This is a genomic window from Henriciella marina DSM 19595, from assembly GCF_000376805.1.
Lineage (GTDB): Bacteria > Pseudomonadota > Alphaproteobacteria > Caulobacterales > Hyphomonadaceae > Henriciella > Henriciella marina.
In genome coordinates this window covers 1,270,074-1,289,102 of sequence record NZ_AQXT01000002.1, presented here as the reverse complement: position 1 = coordinate 1,289,102, position 19,029 = coordinate 1,270,074, and the positions used below count along the sequence as shown (strand labels likewise).

General features: G+C 59.7%; 14 protein-coding genes and 1 tRNA gene. 7 read left to right on the top strand and 8 right to left on the bottom strand.

Annotated elements, in window-relative coordinates:
• Positions 1 to 2 precede the first annotated feature (2 nt).
• The 6 genes from F550_RS17055 to F550_RS19115 all read right to left on the bottom strand — a co-directional run bounded on the left by F550_RS17055 (position 3) and on the right by F550_RS19115 (position 6,991).
• Positions 3 to 1,430, bottom strand: a complete 1,428-nt coding sequence (locus F550_RS17055) for a type II and III secretion system protein family protein (RefSeq protein ID WP_083910929.1) — start codon at positions 1,428 to 1,430, stop codon at positions 3 to 5.
• Between the two features lie 172 nt (positions 1,431 to 1,602).
• Positions 1,603 to 2,976, bottom strand: a complete 1,374-nt coding sequence (locus tag F550_RS0106410) for an NAD-dependent succinate-semialdehyde dehydrogenase (RefSeq protein ID WP_018147707.1) — start codon at positions 2,974 to 2,976, stop codon at positions 1,603 to 1,605.
• A gap of 32 nt (positions 2,977 to 3,008) precedes the next feature.
• The gene (doeA, locus tag F550_RS0106405; protein WP_018147706.1) at positions 3,009 to 4,241 is read right to left on the bottom strand and encodes an ectoine hydrolase; all 1,233 of its coding nucleotides are present in this window, start codon (positions 4,239 to 4,241) and stop codon (positions 3,009 to 3,011) included.
• Entirely contained in the window at positions 4,238 to 5,461 is a 1,224-nt protein-coding gene (locus tag F550_RS0106400) for an aspartate aminotransferase family protein (protein ID WP_018147705.1), read from the bottom strand. Before F550_RS0106400 ends, doeA begins: the two co-directional genes overlap by 4 nt.
• A 24-nt stretch (positions 5,462 to 5,485) precedes the next feature.
• Positions 5,486 to 6,706 carry a N(2)-acetyl-L-2,4-diaminobutanoate deacetylase DoeB2 gene (gene doeB2 / locus F550_RS0106395; RefSeq protein ID WP_018147704.1) on the bottom strand — a complete coding sequence of 407 codons (1,221 nt, stop codon included), beginning with the start codon at positions 6,704 to 6,706 and terminating at the stop codon, positions 5,486 to 5,488.
• Between the two features lie 99 nt (positions 6,707 to 6,805).
• Positions 6,806 to 6,991, bottom strand: coding sequence for a NepR family anti-sigma factor (locus F550_RS19115; RefSeq protein ID WP_156807844.1), 186 nt, complete (start codon positions 6,989 to 6,991; stop codon positions 6,806 to 6,808).
• Between the two features lie 218 nt (positions 6,992 to 7,209).
• Between F550_RS19115 and F550_RS0106385 the strand changes: the two genes are divergently transcribed.
• Both F550_RS0106385 and F550_RS0106380 read left to right on the top strand, forming a co-directional pair.
• On the top strand, positions 7,210 to 8,457 hold the full coding sequence (locus F550_RS0106385; RefSeq protein WP_018147702.1) for a putative DNA modification/repair radical SAM protein: 1,248 nt from the start codon (positions 7,210 to 7,212) through the stop codon (positions 8,455 to 8,457).
• Positions 8,457 to 9,905, top strand: a complete 1,449-nt coding sequence (locus F550_RS0106380) for a UdgX family uracil-DNA binding protein (protein WP_018147701.1) — start codon at positions 8,457 to 8,459, stop codon at positions 9,903 to 9,905. Before F550_RS0106385 ends, F550_RS0106380 begins: the two co-directional genes overlap by 1 nt.
• A gap of 2 nt (positions 9,906 to 9,907) precedes the next feature.
• On the opposite strand, the gene F550_RS0106375 is transcribed toward F550_RS0106380, so the two are convergent.
• On the bottom strand, positions 9,908 to 10,525 hold the full coding sequence (locus F550_RS0106375) for an exopolysaccharide biosynthesis protein (protein ID WP_018147700.1): 618 nt from the start codon (positions 10,523 to 10,525) through the stop codon (positions 9,908 to 9,910).
• Between the two features lie 56 nt (positions 10,526 to 10,581).
• On the bottom strand, positions 10,582 to 11,202 hold the full coding sequence (locus F550_RS0106370) for a TetR/AcrR family transcriptional regulator (protein WP_018147699.1): 621 nt from the start codon (positions 11,200 to 11,202) through the stop codon (positions 10,582 to 10,584).
• 120 nt (positions 11,203 to 11,322) lie between these two features.
• On the opposite strand from F550_RS0106370, the gene F550_RS0106365 reads away from it, so the two are divergent.
• The 5 genes from F550_RS0106365 to F550_RS0106345 all read left to right on the top strand — a co-directional run bounded on the left by F550_RS0106365 (position 11,323) and on the right by F550_RS0106345 (position 18,830).
• Positions 11,323 to 12,549 carry an efflux RND transporter periplasmic adaptor subunit gene (locus F550_RS0106365; RefSeq protein ID WP_018147698.1) on the top strand — a complete coding sequence of 409 codons (1,227 nt, stop codon included), beginning with the start codon at positions 11,323 to 11,325 and terminating at the stop codon, positions 12,547 to 12,549.
• Positions 12,550 to 12,560: 11 nt separating this feature from the next.
• A complete protein-coding gene (locus F550_RS0106360) occupies positions 12,561 to 15,701 on the top strand; it encodes an efflux RND transporter permease subunit (protein ID WP_018147697.1) in 3,141 nt (1,046 codons plus the stop codon).
• The gene (locus F550_RS0106355) at positions 15,698 to 17,089 is read left to right on the top strand and encodes an efflux transporter outer membrane subunit (RefSeq protein WP_018147696.1); all 1,392 of its coding nucleotides are present in this window, start codon (positions 15,698 to 15,700) and stop codon (positions 17,087 to 17,089) included. Before F550_RS0106360 ends, F550_RS0106355 begins: the two co-directional genes overlap by 4 nt.
• Positions 17,090 to 17,163: 74 nt before the next feature.
• A complete protein-coding gene (locus tag F550_RS0106350) occupies positions 17,164 to 18,675 on the top strand; it encodes a flavin-containing monooxygenase (RefSeq protein ID WP_018147695.1) in 1,512 nt (503 codons plus the stop codon).
• 78 nt (positions 18,676 to 18,753) lie between these two features.
• A tRNA-His gene (locus tag F550_RS0106345) sits at positions 18,754 to 18,830 on the top strand.
• The last annotated feature ends 199 nt before the right edge of the window (positions 18,831 to 19,029 follow it).

Below are 19,029 nucleotides of genomic sequence, written 5' to 3'. Positions count from 1 at the left end.
TTTTACTGGCCTCCCATGCCCGGGACATAACCAAGGTCCTGTCTTGCAGGCTGGGGCGCGGGGCGGACCGGCGTGATCCCGGTGGAGGCCTGTGAAGGGGCAGGGTCAGTTTCGAGCTTCCCCAGGAGCAGGCGCTCTGCTTCAGATGGCATCGGATTATTGGTCAGCGGATCTGGAATGCGTGTACCTGCGGGTGCTGGCAGGACGATGCGCGGCGTGATGATGATGATCAGCTCGGTCTCATTCTCCCGGAACCGATTGGAGCGGAAGAGGGCGCCAATCACGGGCACATCACCAAGCCACGGCGTCTGTACCGATGTAGTATCAACAGTGTTCTGTATCAGGCCCGCGATTGCGAAACTCTCACCATCTGAAAGCTCGATGATGGTCGTTGCGCGGCGCACGCTGAGGGCAGGAATTTCGACGTTCGATAGGCGCACGGAGTTTCGCGGATCGAGCTGGCTGACCTCCGGGCTGACTTCCAGGCTCATCCGGCCATTGGAAAGGATGGTCGGCGTGAATTCGAGGCTGACGCCAAACTCACGAAACTCGATGGTGATTGTGTCCTCATCGGCTGAGACCGGGACCGGAAACTCACCCCCGGCAAGGAAGCTTGCCGTCTCACCTGAACGCGCAACCAGGTTCGGCTCGGCGAGCGTTCGGATGATGCCGCGTTGTTCGAGCGCTTCCAGGAAGAAATCGATATTCACACCGCCGGACGCGCCAAGGAGGCTGAGGATCGACTGCGGAGCGCCGCCCGAAAGAAGGCCCGAGCCTGTCGCAAAGAGAAAGTCACCGGAGCGGCTGATTTCGCTGCCAATGCCAAGCTCTTTGACGTCTTCGCGCGAGGCCTCGACGAAGCGAACTTCAAGCATCACCTGCTGTGGGCTGTTCACGTCCAGCGCATCGATGACCGCGTCAGGGGCATAGCTTGATGCGATCTGGATGATCTCGGCTGCCGTTTCGTCATCGGGCACGTTGCCGCGGATGTGCAGACGCTGGGCCACGGTGCGCAGCTGCAGACTGATATCAGGGAAGAGGGCGGCAATGTCATTGCGGATGGCGCCGAGGTCGTGCTCAACCCGCACATCGATGAGTTCGATCAGTTCGCCGTCTTCATCGTACACAAGGATGTTTGTCGAGCCGACCGTCCGTCCACGAACGTAGAGCCGATTGTCCGACGTCGGTGACGCGTCGGCGATTTCAGGCTGGGAGATGGCGATACGTTTGAAGGCGCGGTCGATTGAAACGGGCGTCGACCGGTTGACGACAACGGTGAGGTCAGTCTGTGCAGGTCCGGACTGGCTCGAGACCGCCGGATAGGCAGCTGTGTCGCCCGTCGGCACGGGGTCTGCCTTCGCCGGCGCGAACATGGATAGTCCGAGCGCGACCAATGAAACTGCAAACACTTGCAAGATGGAGGACGTCATTCTGTGCCTCTGAGCCGCTATCTGAGACCTGCATTTCTTGCAGGCGTTCAGAAAGCAGCCCTAGAGGACAGTCTTGAAGCCGGGCTGAAACAGCCGCGGCAAACTTGCGGAAAATTTGCCGTATCCTGATCAAGATGTGTCAGCACTTTCGCGCTGATAGGCTGGAAGACGGTCAGGCGGGTTTGGCCGGACCGATCCAGACCTGCTGCGCGTTCACGAACTCCAGGATGCCATGCGGGCCAAGCTCACGCCCGAGGCCTGAGGCCTTGGTGCCGCCGCTTGGGAGACGGGGGTCTGTCTTCACGATGCCATTGATGCTGACCTGGCCGGTATCGATCGAACTTGCCATCGCTTCGCCGCGATCCGTGTCAGTCCAGATGCTGGCGGCAAGCCCGTAGCGGGTATCGTTTGCCAGTTCGAGCGCATGGTCTGCGTCGCGCGCCCGCACCAGGACCGCAACCGGCCCGAAGGTCTCTTCATTGAACGCACACATGTCCGGCTTCACATTCGAAAGCAGCGTGACCGGGTAGAAATAGCCGTCGCCGTCCGGCAGCTCCCCGCCAAGCAGGCAGTCAGCCCCTTCGCTGATCGTGGTCTGGACCTGTCTGTGCAGCTGATCGCGAAGATCGGGCCGCGCGATGGCGCCGACATCGGTCGTCGTCTCGCGCGGATCGCCAACTTTCAAGGCCGAGAGCTTCTCACGCATAAGTGCTTCGACCTTATCGTAGATGCTTTCCTCAATGATGATCCGTTTGGCCGCGATGCAGGACTGGCCAGCATTGATGATGCGCGAGAGGGTCAGCACATCGGTTGCCTTGTCGAGGTCGGCATCGGCGAGAACGATAGACGGGTCAGAGCCGCCAAGCTCCAGCACGGCCGGCTTGATTGCAGAGCCTGCAATACCCGCGACGGCAGAGCCACCCTTGGATGAGCCGGTAAAGGAGACGCCGCGAATACGGTCGTCGCGGATGACCGCTTCGACGCTCGGCGTTTCAAGGTAGAGCGCCTGGAAAAGGCCTTCGGGCGCGCCCGCCTTCGCGAAACACTCCACGATGGCTTCGGCGCAGCCCGGCACATGGGGGTCATGCTTCATGAGACAGGTATTGCCAGCCATGAGGGACGGCGCGGCAAACCGGAAGGCGAGCCAGAAGGGCGCATTCCAGGGCAGGATGCCTAGGATCGGGCCAATGGGCAGATGCTGAACGTAAGAGAGGCTGGCATCGGACTCCAGAACCTGCCGGGAGAGATAGCCCTCGGCATGATCTGCATAATGGTCCGCGCAGAGCGCTGACTTTGCGACTTCGCCGTGCGCTTCCTTGATGGGCTTGCCCATCTCTTCGGTCATGATGGGCGCCAGCGTCTCGACATGTTCGCGCATATAGGCCGCGACAGATTTCAGCAGTTTCGCCCGTTCGGCAAAGCTGGTCTTCTTCCATTTCTGGAAAGCGGCAACGGATGCTTCGATCTTGGCGTTGACGTCGGCCTCGCTGTCGAGCGAGGTTTCACGGACGGTCTCGCCGGTGGCCGGATTGACGGCTTTCAGCATAGGTCTCTCCTGATTGTTTCGGGCAGCTCGGACTATTTGGCTGGCTGGGCCTGTTTTCCATTTGTCTTCGAAACAGGCGCAGACGCAGGCTTTCCGGTGCCAGGTTTCAAGGTGAACTCTTCGGGCATCGTGAAGAAACTTTCGCAGCCATCTTCAGTGACATAGAAGGTGTCCGAAATGCCGACTGTCTTGTCGCCATCAACGCCCCAGACCCATGGAATGATATGGAAGGTCATGCCTTCCTTCAGGATCTGCGGATCGCCTTGCATGAGGGAAAGGATATACCCCTCGTCCCAGCTTGGCGGGAACGCGATGCCGATCGAATAGCCGGACCGCGTAATCAAAGACCCGCCATGTGAGCCGTCCGCAATGATGTCGCGGACGATCTTGTCTGCGTCCGACACGGTGAGGCCCGGCTGTACGCGTGAGCGCAGCTCCTTGAGGGCCTTCTGCATCTGCTCTTCGGCGCTGCGCATGGAGGGCGAAAGCTCATCCTGCATGACGACGGTTCGCATCATGGCCGTGTGATAGCGCCGGTAGCAGCCGCCGACCTCGAGGAACACATGTTCGCCTTCCTGAACGGTGCGGCCTTCCCAAGTGGCGTGCCCGATCATCGAACGCGGACCGGATGTTACGTAGGGCATGACGGCGGGTGGCTCGCCGCCCGCTTCGAACATGGCCGCCGAGATGGCCGCGCCAATCTCATTCTCGGTGACGCCGGGCTTCGCGATCTCGATACCGGCCTTCATGCCGGCTTCGGTGGCACGCGCCGCCTTCTTCATCACTTCGATTTCATGCTTCGACTTGCAGGCCCGGCCTTCTTCGACAATGCCGAAACAGTCCAGCAACCGGCCGCCGGTATAGGCGGAATGGAAGCGGTCCTGCTGATAGGCGGGCAGGAAGTATGAGTTCCGCTCATAGCCAACCGTGCTGTTGTAAAGCCCGGCCTCACGCAGCGCTTCGATCAGGCGCTGAATGGCATCGCCATTATCCGCATAGGGACGGGTTTTCTCGACCCATGTGCGGGCGTGAACATTGGATTCCTCCATGTTCCGCGTGACCATGAAGCAGTCGCCATCGAGCGGCACCACAAGCGCCTGGAAGAAGGAATAGCCGGTCGTCTGGTAATCCGTCAGATACATGATGTTCTCGGGGTCCGAGATCACCACCGCATCGAGACGGCGGCTTTTCATCCGCTCGCGCAAATCCTCGATCCGGCGGACATACTCCTCCGCCGGAAAGGTCATGTCATCGCGGTGCTTCATGCGGGCTCCATGACGGTCTGCATTGCGGTTTCCATGATGTTGAGGCCTTCATCGAGGTCAGCATCATCGATTGTCAGTGGCGGAATAAGCTTGGCCACCCGGCCTTCAGTGCCGCAGCCGCCAAGCAGAAGACCCTGATTGAAGGATTCGGCGACGACCTTTTTGGCGAATGCGCCGTCCTTGGTATCAAGCCCCTGCATCATGCCCTTGCCGCGCACTTCCATGCCGGGACCGGCCATCTTCTTGAGGCGTTTTTCCATGATCTCACCCTTGCGGCGGACCTCTGCCATGAAGCTGTCGTCCTGGAAGTAGTCCATGGCAACCTTGCCTGCGATGAAGGAAATGCCCTGTCCACGGAAGGTGCCGGTATGTTCGCCCGGCGACCAGTGCTTGTCGAATTCAGGCTTGTTGAGGTTCATGGCGAGCGGGGTCCCGAAGCCGCCAATGCCTTTGGCGAGCGTGATGATATCGGGATCGAGGTCCATGCCATCGAAGCTGAAATAGGACCCGGTGCGGCCACACCCGGCCTGGATGTCATCGAGAATGAACAGCGCGCCGCGGTCGCGGGCGAACTTCCGGATGTCCTTCAGCCATTTTTCGTCAGCGACGTTGACGCCGCCCTCTGCCTGAATGGGCTCCACGAGGATGGCGGCAGGTGGCTCATAGCCCGAGGACGGGTCTGAATACGCTTCCTCCATGCCGTCCAGCGGGTGCCCGAATGGCAGGCGTTCGACATAATTGAGCGGGACGCCAGCGGCATTGCGGAAATAGGCGTTTGCCGTGCAGGCAAGCGCACCAAGCGTCATGCCGTGGAAGCCATTGGTGAAGGCGATGATCCGGCGACGGCCTGTGACACGGCGCGCCAGTTTCAGGGACGCTTCAACCGCGTTTGTGCCGGTCGGGCCGGTAAACTGCATCCGGTAGTCCCAGCCGCGCGGCTCCATGATCGTCTCTGTGAAGGACTTGATGAAATCGCGCTTGGTCGTCGTCATCATGTCGAGGCTGTGCGGGATGCCATCCGACTGAATGAACTCGATGATCGCTTCCTTCATCTTCGGGTTATTGTGCCCGAAATTCAGGACGCCCGCGCCGCCGAAGAAGTCGATATAGGACTTGCCTGCTTCATCAGTCTGGCGGGCATTCGACGCAGATTTGAAAACGGTCGGGTATGTCCGCGCATAGCCCCTGACATTCGATTCCCAGCGTTCAAACAGGTCCATCACGGTCTCTCCTTGGATTCGTTTTCAGGGTTGGTCGTTCAATAAGGTCGATTGAGCTGGCAGAGGCGCGCCGGCGAGCCGCGCATAGATGCGTGTCACGATTGGCAGCAGCCTGTCATTGAAGTCATAGCGCGGCGAATGGCAGGGTTCGTGATGCCCGTGGCCGTCATCGGCGCCGATCAGGGCAAAGGCCCCGGGAATTTCTTTCAGGTAATAGGAGAAGTCCTCAGACGCCATGATCGGCACGGGGATCTCGCCAAAGTGCCAATCGTTGCCAAGGTCGGCAGCGATCGCGTTGCGCATAAGACCGGCTTCGGCGACGTGATTGACGGTGGCGTCATAGCGCGGAAAGACTTCGACATCGGCTTCGACGCCATAAGCCTTCGCCTGGGAGATGGTGATGTCTCTGATGAGGCCTTCAATGAGCGGTCGATCAGCAGCGTTGGCGAGACGGATGCTGCCAGCCATTTTTGCGCTGTCCGGGATGACCGTTTCTCCGCTCGGCGCCTCGATTGAGGTGACGCTGACCACCGCCGCGTTCTGGGGTGTGATCCGGCGCGAAATGATCTGTTGAAGGGCCATCGTCACGGCTGACGCGGCCAGGACCGGGTCGCGCGTGTTCTCAGGCTGGCTCGCATGACCGCCAGCGCCCCTGAGGGTTATCCGGAATGTTCCATTTCCCGCCATGACAGCGCCGTTGGGACAGACAGCTTTGCCGAAAGGAATCGCAGGCCAGTTGTGCCAGCCGAAGATACAGTCCAAACCGTCAATGGCGCCGTCCTCAATCATCTTCTTTGCGCCATGCCCGCCTTCTTCTGCGGGCTGAAACAGCAATGTGACGGGGCCGGGAAGCGACGCCTCATGGTGCTTCAGCCAGGCCGCTGTCGACATGAGAGCGGCTGCATGCCCGTCATGGCCGCAGGCATGCATGCAGCCATCATGAGCCGAGGTATAGGCGAGGCCTGTTGCTTCATTGATGGGGAGGGCGTCGATATCTGCCCGTAGGCCGACGTGCCGCCCGCTAGACGACGCATTGAGGGTCGCGACCGTGCCCGTTCCTGCGCAAATCCGATACGGGATGCCGAGCTGAGCGAGCGAGACGCGAATGATTTTGGAAGTGTCGCGCTCCTGCCATGTCAGTTCAGGGTGACGGTGGAGATCATGCCGGAAGGATGCTGAAGCAGCGACAAGCGCGGGCCAGTCTGTTTCCATCCCCTGTGGCAAGGTGAAGCCTTGTCGCGACATGGCTTCACCGTACAGGCTAAGCGACCTGCTTCAAGGACGCGCCTGATAAAATGATTTAATTTGGGAAAGTGCCTTCCAGACCACCATTGGTGGCAGGTTTCAGGCGCTCGACTTCTGATCGGCAGCTTTCAGAAGGTTCATGAACTCATCGGGCACAGACTTCTGGGACACGCGGTCATAGGTCCGCTTCAGACCAGATGACATTGCATTGCGGAATGCACGGCGGGCGTGGCGCTCTTCGGCGCTCACTTTTGTTGTTTGTCTTTGCTCACGTTTAGAGGTCATGGTTTTGTCTCGATGCTCAACCTGTAAACAAACTGGGCCAGCGACCGTTCCGATTTTCTAGCTGTGAGATGATTAACATTTTGCAGCTCTGCGTTCAGATCTGATCGAGCCGGGCCCAGTTGGCGCATGGCTGACGGGACATCTTTTGCGCTCTAAAGTCGCGCACCTAAGCTGTAGAATTCCTTTTACTGTCGGCGTGTTCCTGATATGTTCCTGTCATGGGAAAACGCTCTCTTATCGACCGCCTGGCCATCCTGGCGGATGCGGCAAAGTATGATGCCTCATGCGCCTCATCCGGTTCGGCCAAGCGAAACTCGCTTTCTACCAATGGGATAGGTTCGACCGAAGGGATGGGCATTTGCCATGCCTACGCGCCGGATGGGCGATGCATCTCCCTCCTGAAAATCCTGATGACGAACTTCTGCATCTACGATTGCAAATATTGCATCAGCCGGGTGTCGAGCAATGTTGAGCGCGCCCGCTTCAGCGTCGATGAGATCGTCCAGCTCACGCTCGATTTCTACAAACGCAATTACATAGAGGGGCTGTTTCTCTCTTCCGGCATCATCCGGTCGTCCAACTATACGATGGAGCAAATGGTAGAGGTCGCTCGCAAGCTGCGGGTCGAGCACCAGTTTGGCGGGTACATCCATCTGAAATCCATTCCGGAGGCTGATCCGGCGTTGATTGAGCAGGCGGGGCTTCATGCCGACCGCCTGTCGATCAATATCGAACTACCCCGGGAAGCATCGCTGAAATCCTATGCCCCTGAGAAGTCCGGCGCGGTCATCCGGTCGGCCATGGCCAATGTGCGCAACGGGATTGAGTCGCGGCAAACTGACCGCAAGGAGCGCGGCAAGGCGCGTCCGCCGCGCTTCATACCGGGTGGCCAGTCGACACAGATGATCGTTGGAGCCGATACATCGTCGGACAAGGACATCATTACCACCAGCGCGACGCTCTATTCGGGCTACAAGCTGAGGCGCGTCTATTATTCGGCGTTCAGCCCGATTCAGGACAGCTCCGGCGACCTGCCGCTGATCAAGCCGCCGCTTATGCGCGAACACCGGCTTTATCAGGCCGACTGGCTGATGCGGTTCTACGGCTTCGAAAAGGATGAGATCTTCGAGGCGCGCGGGGATGGGATGCTCGATCTTGATCTTGACCCCAAGCTCGCCTGGGCGCTGGAACGGCGCGAGCGTTTTCCGGTGGATGTGAACCGGGCCAGCCGCGAAGAGCTTCTGCGCGTGCCAGGCTTTGGCGCAAAGTCGGTCGCAAAAATTCTAGCAGCGCGCCGTCATACGCGGCTCCGGCTTTCTCATATTGCGCGGATCGTCCGGTCGCTCAAAATCTGCCGCGACTTCATCGAGGCCGCGGACTGGCATCCAGCACGAACGCTGGATCTGGCCGGTTTGCGTGAAAAGTTCGTGCCGCAGCCCCAGCAGCTGCAGCTGCAGCTTCTGTAATGCAGCAGGTGGTCCTTTCTTCGGAGACCGATTTTGACGGCTGGCGCGATGCGGCGAGACGTCTGGCAGGGCAGGGTGTGCCGCCCGCCCATGTGCATTGGACCTGCGAGGGCGGCAACGCAGATCTGTTCGCTGCTGGCGGCGAGGTCCAGCCAGCACAACTGAAAGGCGACATGCAAATCCGTGTCCCGAAAGAGTTCGTCGATATGGCAAGGCGCGTCGTCTGTCACCGCGATCCGGCGCGCTTTGCCTGGCTCTATCAGCTGCTCTTCGACCTGCAGCAGAACCGAGCGGCGCTTACAGACCCACTGAACGATGCGGCCCGGTGGGTGAAGGGTGCCGACAAGCAGATCAGGCGCGACGTTCACAAGATGCATGCCTTCGTCCGTTTTCGCAAAGTCGGCGAACGGGATGGCCGCGAGGTTTTCATGAGCTGGTTTGAGCCGGACAACCGGATTGTCGGCCTCACCGGGCCGTTCTTCATGCGGCGCTTTACCGGCATGGACTGGACGATCCTGACGCCGGATGCCTGCGCCAGCTGGGATGGAAAGACGCTGAGTTTTGCCGAAGGCGCTGATCGCTCGCAGATGCCGGACGAGGACGCAATCGAGGATCAGTGGCGGACTTATTATGCGTCGATCTTCAATCCGGCCCGCCTCAAAGTGAGCGCCATGCTGTCGGAAATGCCAGCCAAATACTGGAAGAACCTGCCAGAGGCGGAGCTTATTCCGGACCTCATCAAGCAGTCTACCCAGCGCACAGGCGAGCTTCTCTCAGCGCCCGCCAGCGCCGCCAATATCAGAGCCTCGCGCATGTCGAATTTCTTCGCAGAGGATGAGGCGGCCGAGATCAATTCGCTTGAAGATGCCAGGCGGTCTGCCTCACGGTGCGATCGCTGCCCCATTCATGAATGCGCTAGTCAGACCATCTTCGGTGAAGGGCCGGAAGCCGCGCGCCTGATGATCATAGGCGAGCAGCCGGGCGACCGCGAGGATATTGCCGGCAAGCCATTTGTCGGTCCGGCGGGCCAGCTCTTCGATAAAGCCCTTGGCGAAGCGAATATCAACCGCCGAAAGGCCTATGTCACCAATGCGGTCAAGCACTTCAAATTTACCCCGCGCGGCAAACGGCGGATGCACCAGAAGCCCAATGCGGGTGAGATCGATACGTGCCGCTTCTGGCTCGATCTGGAGCGCAAATTCATTGCCCCGGATATCATTGTGGCGATGGGGACGACCGCCCTGCGCGGTGTATTCGGGAAGGCCGTCGCCTTGAAAGAGCTGCGCGGCGCGCTGACAGAGCTTGATAATGGGACGCGTCTTATCGCGACGGTGCATCCATCCTATCTGCTGCGCCTTCCAGACCGCCAGCGCGCTGAAGAGGAGTATGCCCGGTTTGTCGATGATCTCTTCCGGGCGCGATCCTTGCTGCCACAGGACGCAGCCTGATCCTATCCGCCGAACAGGCCTGCAAATTGCCCCCATGGCACGAGGGCAACCGTCAGGGCTGCCGCTATTGCGGCCATCAGATAACCGAGCAGCATGAGCACGCCGTCGCGCGCCATGAAGGCCAGTCCGAACAGGGTCACAGCCCAGCCGGGCGCTGCAACGGCGAAAGGCACCAGTTCCAGCGGGACCATCAGAAGTGCGAGAAAGATGACGATAATGGCGGAGACATAGATCGACCACCGGCCTGTCAGCATGGTGATACGCTCGGAAACCAGCCCATCTATGCGTTTGAGCCAGGGTTTTGCTTTCTCGTCGGCCGCCTTCAGCTTTTCCTTGGAAATGGACCGGTGTTCGATGAAGCCGGGAACCCAGATGCGCTTTGCGCCGAAGACAATCTGGACCGTGAAAAGAATGATGACGAGGCCGACAATCATCGGCAGACCGGGGACCGCGCCAATCGGGGGTACGGTCACAAGCAGGCCGAGCAGCACGATAACCGGACCGAATGAACGTTCGCCAAAAAGGTCCAGAATGTCTCCGAAGGTGACGTTGTCACCGTCGATTTCATTGATGGCCCGCTCAAGTACATTTTCGAGGGGGTTATCCCGCGATGCTGTCATTGATTTTGTCCTTGCCGCTCAGTGTCACACTTATAGCGTGCGATGTGAGGGAAAGTTCATTCAGCCGCGGCGCGATTTTCAGGGGAAAGAATGAACAGCATCGTCTCGCGCATGAGTTCGGCCATACTCTCGCGGTCGAGACCTGGATGACGAAGCAGCCTGTTGGCCAGCCCGGAAAAGAGCATCATGATCATATCGGTTCGTGCGCCGGGCTGATCCACGCCGATCTTGTCGCGTAAAAGATGGGTTAGCTGTTCGCGAACATATCGGTCATGTCGCTGGATGATTTCGGCGATGACGGGGTTTCTCTGGCATTCGGCCAGCATCTCCATGTTCAGCGCAGACTGGAGGATATCGGTTTTTTCCGCGACTGAAACGACTGCCCGCTCCGTCATGACGTCGGCAAGCTCGGCGCTGTCTACTGCATCGAGCTCTGCGAAGCGTTCGGCGGCCCTTGCCGATTCCCGGTCGACGATCGCCGAGATGATCGCCTCCTTGTTCTCGAAATAGTGGTAGATGTGGCCTGGGCTCATACGCGACCTGGCGGCAATCTTGGCCATGCCGGCGCCGTGAAACCCATACTCGACAAAGCATTCGGCCGCTGCGTCAAGGATTTGCTCAATCCGCGCAAGGCGACGCTTCTCCGCGCCGGTCAGGGCTTTCTGCTTTTCGCTCAATTAATTCACCTGCCTGTCATTGACTTTGTGCAATGCAGCAACAAATAGAATGTTCATTCTAAAATCAAGCGCTGTCGTGAGTCGTTCGATAGGTGCTGACCGGTCCAGAAGGGGAATACAATGTCCCGTCATATCAAATCGTCTGCAGCGCTGCTTGGCGCGGCCCTTGTCATGGTTGCCGCGTGCGGCAGCGGTAGCGGCGAGGGCACGGAAGCGGCCGGCCAGCAGCAAGCCCAGCAGATGGCGACCCGTGTCGAAGTCATCAATGTCGAGCCGACCTCCATCGGCAGCGTTCGCATCCTGCCGGGCCGTGCCACGCCTTATGCAGAGGCGGAAATCCGGCCGCAGGTGACAGGCCTCATTGAGAGCCGGCTGTTCACGGAAGGCGAGCTGGTCACCGAAGATCAGGCGCTCTATCAGATCGACGCTGACGAATATGTGGCCGCCGTACAAAGCGCGCAGGCGTCGCTAGAGCGCGCGGAGGCAACCGCTGCCACGGCGACGCAAACCGCGCTCAGGTTTGAACGCCTCGCAGACATCAACGCCGTCAGCCAGCAATCCTATGACGAAGCTGTCGCGGCGCAGAAGCAGGCCGAAGCAGACGTCGGCATTCAGCGCGCTGCCCTCCAGAGAACCCGCATCGACCTTGCCCGCACCAAGGTTCGCGCCCCCATCGGCGGACGCATTGGCCGGTCTGCGGTGACTGAAGGTGCCCTGGTGACGGCCAATCAGGCCACACCGCTTGCGCGGGTGCTTCAGCTCGACCCCATCTATGTCGACATGACAGCCTCCAGCGCGCAGGTTCTGCGATGGAAGCGCGATGTTGCTGACGGCAAGATTGAAACGCTTGGGCCAACATCAGGTCGCTCTGCCGCCGTTCCCGTGACGCTGGAATTTGAAAATGGCGAAGACTATCCGCTCGAAGGCCAGCTGGAATTCTCGGAGGTCAGCGTCGACCAGCAGGCCGGCACGGTCATCGTCAGGGCGCAGTTCCCCAATCCGGGAAATCTCATCCTGCCGGGCATGTTCGTGAAAGCGTCTTTTGCCGCGGGCACTTATAATGACGTCTACCTGATCCCCCAACGCGCGATGCAGCGCACGCCCCAGGGGCAGGGATATGTCTTCACCGTGAGCGATGACGGGACGGCGGTTCGCAAGGATCTCACCATCCAGGAAGCCAACGGCTCGAACTGGGTCGTTACCGAAGGTCTGGTGCCCGGCGAGAGGGTGGTCGTCAGCGGATTTCAGAATGTCCGCCCCGGCACCCAGCTTGAAGTGATCAGCTCACAGAGCGGCGCGCTGGCGTCAGTGAACGGCGATCCGAACGCCGAATCCACGCCAGAATAAGAGGCAGACCAATGGCAAGTTTCTTTATCGACCGCCCGGTCTTTGCCTGGGTGATCGCGATCGTCATCATGATCGCCGGGGCGATGTCGCTCCGCGCCCTTCCAGTGTCGCAATATCCTGACATCGCCCCGACAACCATCTCCGTGAACGCTGTCTATCCCGGTGCGTCTGCCAAGGCGGTTGAGGATTCGGTGACGCAGGTGATCGAGCAGCAGATGACGGGCCTCGACGGGCTGGATTACATCTCCTCCTCGTCAAGCTCATCGGGGCAGGCCTCGATCACGCTGACCTTCGAAACAGGCACCGATCCTGACATCGCGCAGGTCCAGGTGCAGAACAAGCTGTCGCTCGCGACGCCATTGCTGCCTGAACCGGTTCAGCGCCAGGGTGTGACGGTCAACAAGGCAAGTTCCGGCTTTCTGCTGATCACGGCGCTTTATTCGCCGGACGGGAGCTATGACCAGACCGATCTTGGCGACTATATCCGCTCGAATATGTACGACTCCATCAGCCGTGTTGATGGCGTGGGTCAGGTGCAACAATTCGGCTCGCAATATGCGATGCGGATCTGGCTCAATCCTGACAAGCTCGTCCAGTTCGACCTGGTCCCATCCGACGTGGTGGCGGCAATTCGCGCCCAGAACACGCAGGTTTCCGCGGGCGCCCTCGGCGGCGCACCTTCGGTCGAAGGGCAGGAGATCAATGCAACGGTGACGCTCCAGTCGCTTCTGACGACGCCGGAAGACTTTCGGCAGCTCTTCATTCGCACCACGCCTGAGGGCGGGTCTGTCCGTCTTTCGGATATTGGACGCGTCGAGCTTGGCGCAGAGAATTACGCGTTTAATTCCAAGTATAACGGGCAACCCTCCTCAGGCTTCGGCGTCTCACTGGCGACCGGCGCAAACGCACTCGAAACGTCAGAAGCGGTGAAGGCCGAAGTCGAGCGCATGGCGCAGAGCTTTCCCGAAGGGATGGAGTATGCCTTTCCGGTTGATACGACCCCCTTCATCGAGACCTCGATCGAAGAAGTCCAGAAGACCCTGATCGAGGCTGTTATCCTCGTCTTTCTGGTAATCTTTGTCTTCCTTCAGAGCCTGCGCGCCTCCTTCATTCCCATGGTGGCGGTGCCCGTGGTGCTGCTTGGCGTGATGGTTGGCCTTCTTGTTCTCGGCTTCTCGATCAACACGCTCACCATGTTCGCTATGGTCCTGGCGATCGGCCTGATTGTCGATGACGCCATCGTCGTGGTCGAGAATGTCGAACGGGTGATGGAAGAAGAAGGGCTTGGGCCCGTCGAGGCGACACGAAAGTCGATGCAGCAGATTACCGGCGCACTTGTCGGCATCGTGGTGACGCTCTCGGCCGTCTTCATTCCGATGGCGTTCTTCCCGGGCTCTGCCGGTCTGATCTATCGCCAGTTTTCGGTGACCATCGTGTCCGCCATGGCCCTGTCGCTAGTGATCGCACTCGTCCTGTCGCCTGCACTCTGTGCGACGATCCTGAAAAAGCCTGACCATGACAAGGCACCCGGCATGCTCCAGAAGCCTGCCGTCTGGTTCAATAATGGCTTTGACCGGGTTCGGGACGGGTACGGATCGGTCGTCGACCGCATCCTGCGGCGCCGCTGGATTTTTGCCGGTGTCTTTGCTGTTATCGTGGTCTTCATGGCCATCGGGTTTGTGCGCCTGCCGACCTCCTTCCTGCCTGAAGAAGACCAGGGCCAGTTCATTACGCTGGTCCAGCTGCCACCGGGCTCCAGCCTTGAGCGGACCACGGAAGTCATGGATTCTGTCGGTGACTATTATTTCGACACGCAGGGCGAGAACATTCGCGGCCTCTTCACGCTGGCAGGCTTCAGTTTTGCCGGTCAGGGTCAGAATAACGGCATCGCCTTTGGCGCACTCGTTGACTGGTCTGAGCGAGAAGATGCTGGAGAGTCCGCTATGGAAATCGCCGGCGCCGCAAGCGGGGCGTTCAGCCAGAACACCGACGCCCGGATCTTTGCGATTGTGCCGCCGCCCATTCGCCAGCTCGGTAACTCTTCCGGCTTCGACATGTACCTTCAGGATGCTGGCGGGATAGGCCATGAGCAGCTCGTGCAGGCGCAGGGCCAGCTTCTCGGCATGGCAAATCAAAGCGACGTGCTGACATCCGTGCGCCCGAACGGTCAGGCCGACGGCCCGCAATTCAATATCGATATCGACTACCAGAAGGCGCAGGCGCTCGGCGTAGACGTCTCAAGCATCACCAACCTTCTGTCGACGGCGTTCGGCGGGACCTATGTGAACGACTTCCTGGACCGGGGCCGTATTAAACGCGTCTATGTTCAGGGTGAGGCCGATAACCGGATGCAGCCCGATGATCTTGGCGGCTGGTATATTCGCAATAGCTCCAGCGAGATGGCGCCGCTGGAGGAAGTCGTGAGCACAGGATGGACTTACGGGTCACCGCAGCTGCAACGCTATAATGGCCTTCCAGCGCTGAACGTTCAGGGGGCGCCTGCACCGGGCGTCAGCTCGGGTGTTGCAATGGATCAGATGGAAGCTCTGGTCGAGCAGCTGCCCCAAGGTCTCGACATGGAATGGACGGGCATCAGTGCGCAGGAACGCGAAGCCGGTAATCAGGCAACGCTTCTCTACATCATGTCGATCCTGTTCGTGTTCCTTTGCCTTGCCGCGCTCTATGAAAGCTGGACCGTCCCTGTCGCGGTGCTTCTGACGGCCCCCCTCGGCGTGGCCGGCGCGGTTCTCGCGGCGCACATGCGCGGTCTCGACAATGATATCTTCTTCCAGGTGGCTCTGCTGACAACGGTTGGCCTTGCCTCGAAGAACGCCATTCTTATCGTCGAGTTTGCGCGAAACCTGGAGCAACAGGGTGTTGAACTTCTCAAGGCTGTCGAGGAGGCGGTCCGCATGCGACTTCGCCCGATCCTGATGACCAGTTTTGCGTTCGGCTTTGGTGTCCTGCCACTCGCGCTCAGCACCGGGGCAGGGGCGGCTGGCCGTCAGGCTATCGGTACGGCCGTTATTGGCGGGCTGATCGTGTCGGTTATCCTTGGCCTGCTGTTCGCTCCGCTCTTTTATGTGATGATCCGGAAACTGACCGGCGAGAAAAGCCTCGTCCCAGCCGGTAACAAGGAGGCCACGGCATGATGTCGATGAATCGTCTGGCAACCGGGGCCATCGCCGCCCTGATGATCTCTGCCTGTGCAACCGTCACAGAGCCTTATGAGCAGCCAGAAGCGCCAATTCCTGACGCGCTGCCGGTCGTGAACGAGGAAGGCGACGTCGTTGAGCCGATTTACTGGCAGGACGTCTTTCTCGGCGATGAGCTGCGCGACCTTGTTCGCCTTGCCCTGGCAGAGAACCGCGATCTCAGGATTGCGGCGGCGAATGTTCAGCTGGCCCGCGCACAGTACGGCATAAGCCGCGCCCAGCGTCTCCCGACAGTCTCTGCAAATGGCAGCTTTTCCGAAGGCGATACGATCAGCGGCGGCGGTAACGGCGGCAATTTCGACAACGCGTCGGCCAGCATCGGCATCACGGCCTATGAGCTGGATCTTTTCGGCCGGGTTGGCGCGCTCAACCAAGCGGCGCTTCAAAGCTATCTTGCGTCGGCAGAGGGCGAGCGGGCCGCGAAGATCACCATCGCCGCGACCGTCGGCGAAATCTGGATGCAGCTTGCCGCCGACAAGGCGCTTCTCGCGCTGGCCGAAGATACGGTCGATGTTCAGTCGGAATCGCTGAACCTCACCCAGGAGCTTTTCAATGCGGGCATCTCAACCGAGCTCGATGTCAGACGTGCGTCCGCCAGTGTCGAGACAGCCCGGGCCCAAGCGGCGCAATTCTCCGCACAGGTAGAGCAGGACCTCAATGCCCTCCGCCTCGCGGTTGGCACCGATCTGCCGCAAGGGACGCTGGCTGCAGCCGAGCTCGCCCCGTCGCCGCTCGCTGAAGAAGTGCCCATTGGGCAATCCTCACTCGTCCTGCTGACCCGTCCGGACGTTCAATCTGCCGAGCGCCAATTGATGGCGGCAAATGCGAATGTCGCGGCTGCGCGGGCCGCCTTCTTCCCGATTATTTCCCTTACCGGCCAGGTTGGTTATTCCAGCAGCGAGCTCACCGATCTTTTCGATGGCAGTCTTGGCTGGTCCTTCGGGCCGTCCATCACCTTGCCAATCTTCGATGCCGGGGCCCGCCAGTCCAATCTCGAGGTGAGCCAGGCCCAACGCGACCTTGCTGTGGCGCGCTACGAGCAGGCCATTCAATTCGCTTTCCGCGATACCGCCGACGCGCTTGCCGTGCGCCGGACGATCGATGAGCGGGTTGATGCGCTGGTGAGCCTTGTCGATGATACCGCGGTAACGCGCGACCTTTCAGAGGAACGGTTTCGCGTCGGGGTTGATGACTATCTGTCCGTGCTCGATTCCCAGCAACTCTATTACGATGCGCGCCAGCAGCTCATCCGGGCAAACCTTGTCAGGAACCTCAACGTGATTGCCGTTTATCGCGCGCTTGGCACATGGCCAGGCGATAGCTGAGCCCAGCTGAACCTTGACGCAGACCTATTGTCAAAAGCTGGACAATTGTTCGGTTTCGCTGTTCACTCGCAGGTATGAAACAAGCTGAATTTGACGTCATTATCGTAGGCGCCGGCCTCTCCGGAATCGGGGCCGCCTATTATCTTCAGGAACGCTGTCCCGGCAAAAGCTATGCGATCCTCGAAGGACGCGGCGCCATTGGTGGCACATGGGATCTTTTCCGGTATCCGGGCATCCGCTCCGACAGCGACATGCACACGCTGGGATACGACTTCAAACCCTGGAAAGAACGCAAGGCCATCGCCGACGGGCCGGCCATCCTCAATTATGTGCGCGAGACCGCCGCAGAGAATGGCATCGACCAGCACATCAAATTCAATCATCTCGTTCGCGAGGCAAGCTGGGACTCTGAAGCCGCCCTCTGGACCCTCCGCGTCGACGACAAGTCCGACGGATCCGAGCGCCTGCTGACCTGCCGCATGCTGCAGATGTGCGCCGGCTACTATTCCTATGAAGGCGGCTACAAGCCGGATTTTCCAGGCGAATCTTCCTTTGGTGGACAGGTCATTCACCCGCAGGCCTGGCCAGAAGATCTGGACTATGCAGGCAAGAAAGTCGTCGTGATCGGGTCTGGCGCCACGGCTGTGACCCTCGTGCCCGAAATGGCAAAAACTGCCGAGCACGTCACAATGCTCCAGCGCTCTCCGACCTATGTCGTCTCACGGCCTGCAGAGGACAGGATTGCGCTCGGTCTGCGCAAGATCCTCCCGGAAAAAACGGCTTATGGCCTGACCCGCTGGAAGAATACGCTGTTGCAGATGCTCTTCTTCCGGATGGCACGGCGCCGTCCCGAGAAGGTCAAGGAACGCATCATCGGGATGGCCGCCGAGGAACTTGGTCCCGACTATGATGTCGGCACGCACTTTACCCCAGATTACAATCCGTGGGACCAGAGGCTCTGCCTCATCCCGGACGGCGACCTATTCCACGCTCTGAAGGACAAGTCGGCCAGTGTGGTGACGGACACGATCGAAACGTTCACGGAAAATGGGATCAAGCTAAGCTCCGGCGAATTGCTGGAGGCGGACATCGTCGTCTCGGCGACCGGTCTTCAGCTTGAGTTCATGGGCGGCGCAGACCTCGTCGTCGACGGCGTTGCAGTCAACCCGACAGACCTGCATGGCTATCTCGGCATCATGTTCAGCAATGTTCCCAACCTCGTCGTGACATTTGGCTACACCAACGCGTCCTGGACATTGAAGGCCGACCTCATCGCCCGATATCTGACCCGCCTTATCCGCCACATGGACAAGACCGGTGCCGTTGAAGTGCGTCCTATCGCAGATGAAGACCCAGGCGATGCGCCCTGGCTGGATTTCTCATCCGGCTATGTCACCCGCGCGCTCCACCGGCTTCCAAAGCAGGGGCAGAGCGCGCCCTGGAAGCTCAATCAGAACTACATTCAGGATATCTTCGAGATCAGACACGCCAATCTCGATGACGGCGTCCTCCACTATCGCAAACCCGGTGACCGGGCTTTCACGGTGCCGGAGCCCGCGCACACCCAGCCCATCGCGGCAGAATAGAGCGCGCGGAAATGACTGCAAAGGAGTCGGCAAACCGTCTTGAACGCTTGCCCGCTTCCGCGTATGTGCGTGCCAAGTGCCGCCTTAGCTCAGTTGGTTAGAGCGCTGGTTTGTGGAACCAGAGGTCCTCCGTTCAAGCCGGAGAGGCGGTACCATCTTCCCGATTCGCACAATGTGTCTCAAACCGGGCTGCGACATGCCCACGGCGGGGCAATAGCAAAAAAATGTTGTATTTACGCCGCGCTCTCTGGAAAAAACGGGAAGATTCAACTAATTTCCGACTTTGTGCACTCGTCTCGGCAACGAAGTTCCGTTAGATGAGTATACACACGGAATGGTCCGTTAAGTCTCTGC

What these genes read in the sequence shown, in the direction of transcription:
- F550_RS17055 (WP_083910929.1), bottom strand. Translation starts at nt 1,430, where the DNA reads ATGACGTCCTCCATCTTGCAAGTGTTTGCAGTTTCATTGGTCGCGCTC.
- F550_RS0106410 (WP_018147707.1), bottom strand. Translation starts at nt 2,976, where the DNA reads ATGCTGAAAGCCGTCAATCCGGCCACCGGCGAGACCGTCCGTGAAACC.
- doeA (WP_018147706.1), bottom strand. Translation starts at nt 4,241, where the DNA reads ATGAAGCACCGCGATGACATGACCTTTCCGGCGGAGGAGTATGTCCGC.
- F550_RS0106400 (WP_018147705.1), bottom strand. Translation starts at nt 5,461, where the DNA reads ATGGACCTGTTTGAACGCTGGGAATCGAATGTCAGGGGCTATGCGCGG.
- doeB2 (WP_018147704.1), bottom strand. Translation starts at nt 6,706, where the DNA reads ATGTCGCGACAAGGCTTCACCTTGCCACAGGGGATGGAAACAGACTGG.
- F550_RS19115 (WP_156807844.1), bottom strand. Translation starts at nt 6,991, where the DNA reads ATGACCTCTAAACGTGAGCAAAGACAAACAACAAAAGTGAGCGCCGAA.
- F550_RS0106385 (WP_018147702.1), top strand. Translation starts at nt 7,210, where the DNA reads ATGGGAAAACGCTCTCTTATCGACCGCCTGGCCATCCTGGCGGATGCG.
- F550_RS0106380 (WP_018147701.1), top strand. Translation starts at nt 8,457, where the DNA reads ATGCAGCAGGTGGTCCTTTCTTCGGAGACCGATTTTGACGGCTGGCGC.
- F550_RS0106375 (WP_018147700.1), bottom strand. Translation starts at nt 10,525, where the DNA reads ATGACAGCATCGCGGGATAACCCCCTCGAAAATGTACTTGAGCGGGCC.
- F550_RS0106365 (WP_018147698.1), top strand. Translation starts at nt 11,323, where the DNA reads ATGTCCCGTCATATCAAATCGTCTGCAGCGCTGCTTGGCGCGGCCCTT.
- F550_RS0106360 (WP_018147697.1), top strand. Translation starts at nt 12,561, where the DNA reads ATGGCAAGTTTCTTTATCGACCGCCCGGTCTTTGCCTGGGTGATCGCG.
- F550_RS0106355 (WP_018147696.1), top strand. Translation starts at nt 15,698, where the DNA reads ATGATGTCGATGAATCGTCTGGCAACCGGGGCCATCGCCGCCCTGATG.
- F550_RS0106350 (WP_018147695.1), top strand. Translation starts at nt 17,164, where the DNA reads ATGAAACAAGCTGAATTTGACGTCATTATCGTAGGCGCCGGCCTCTCC.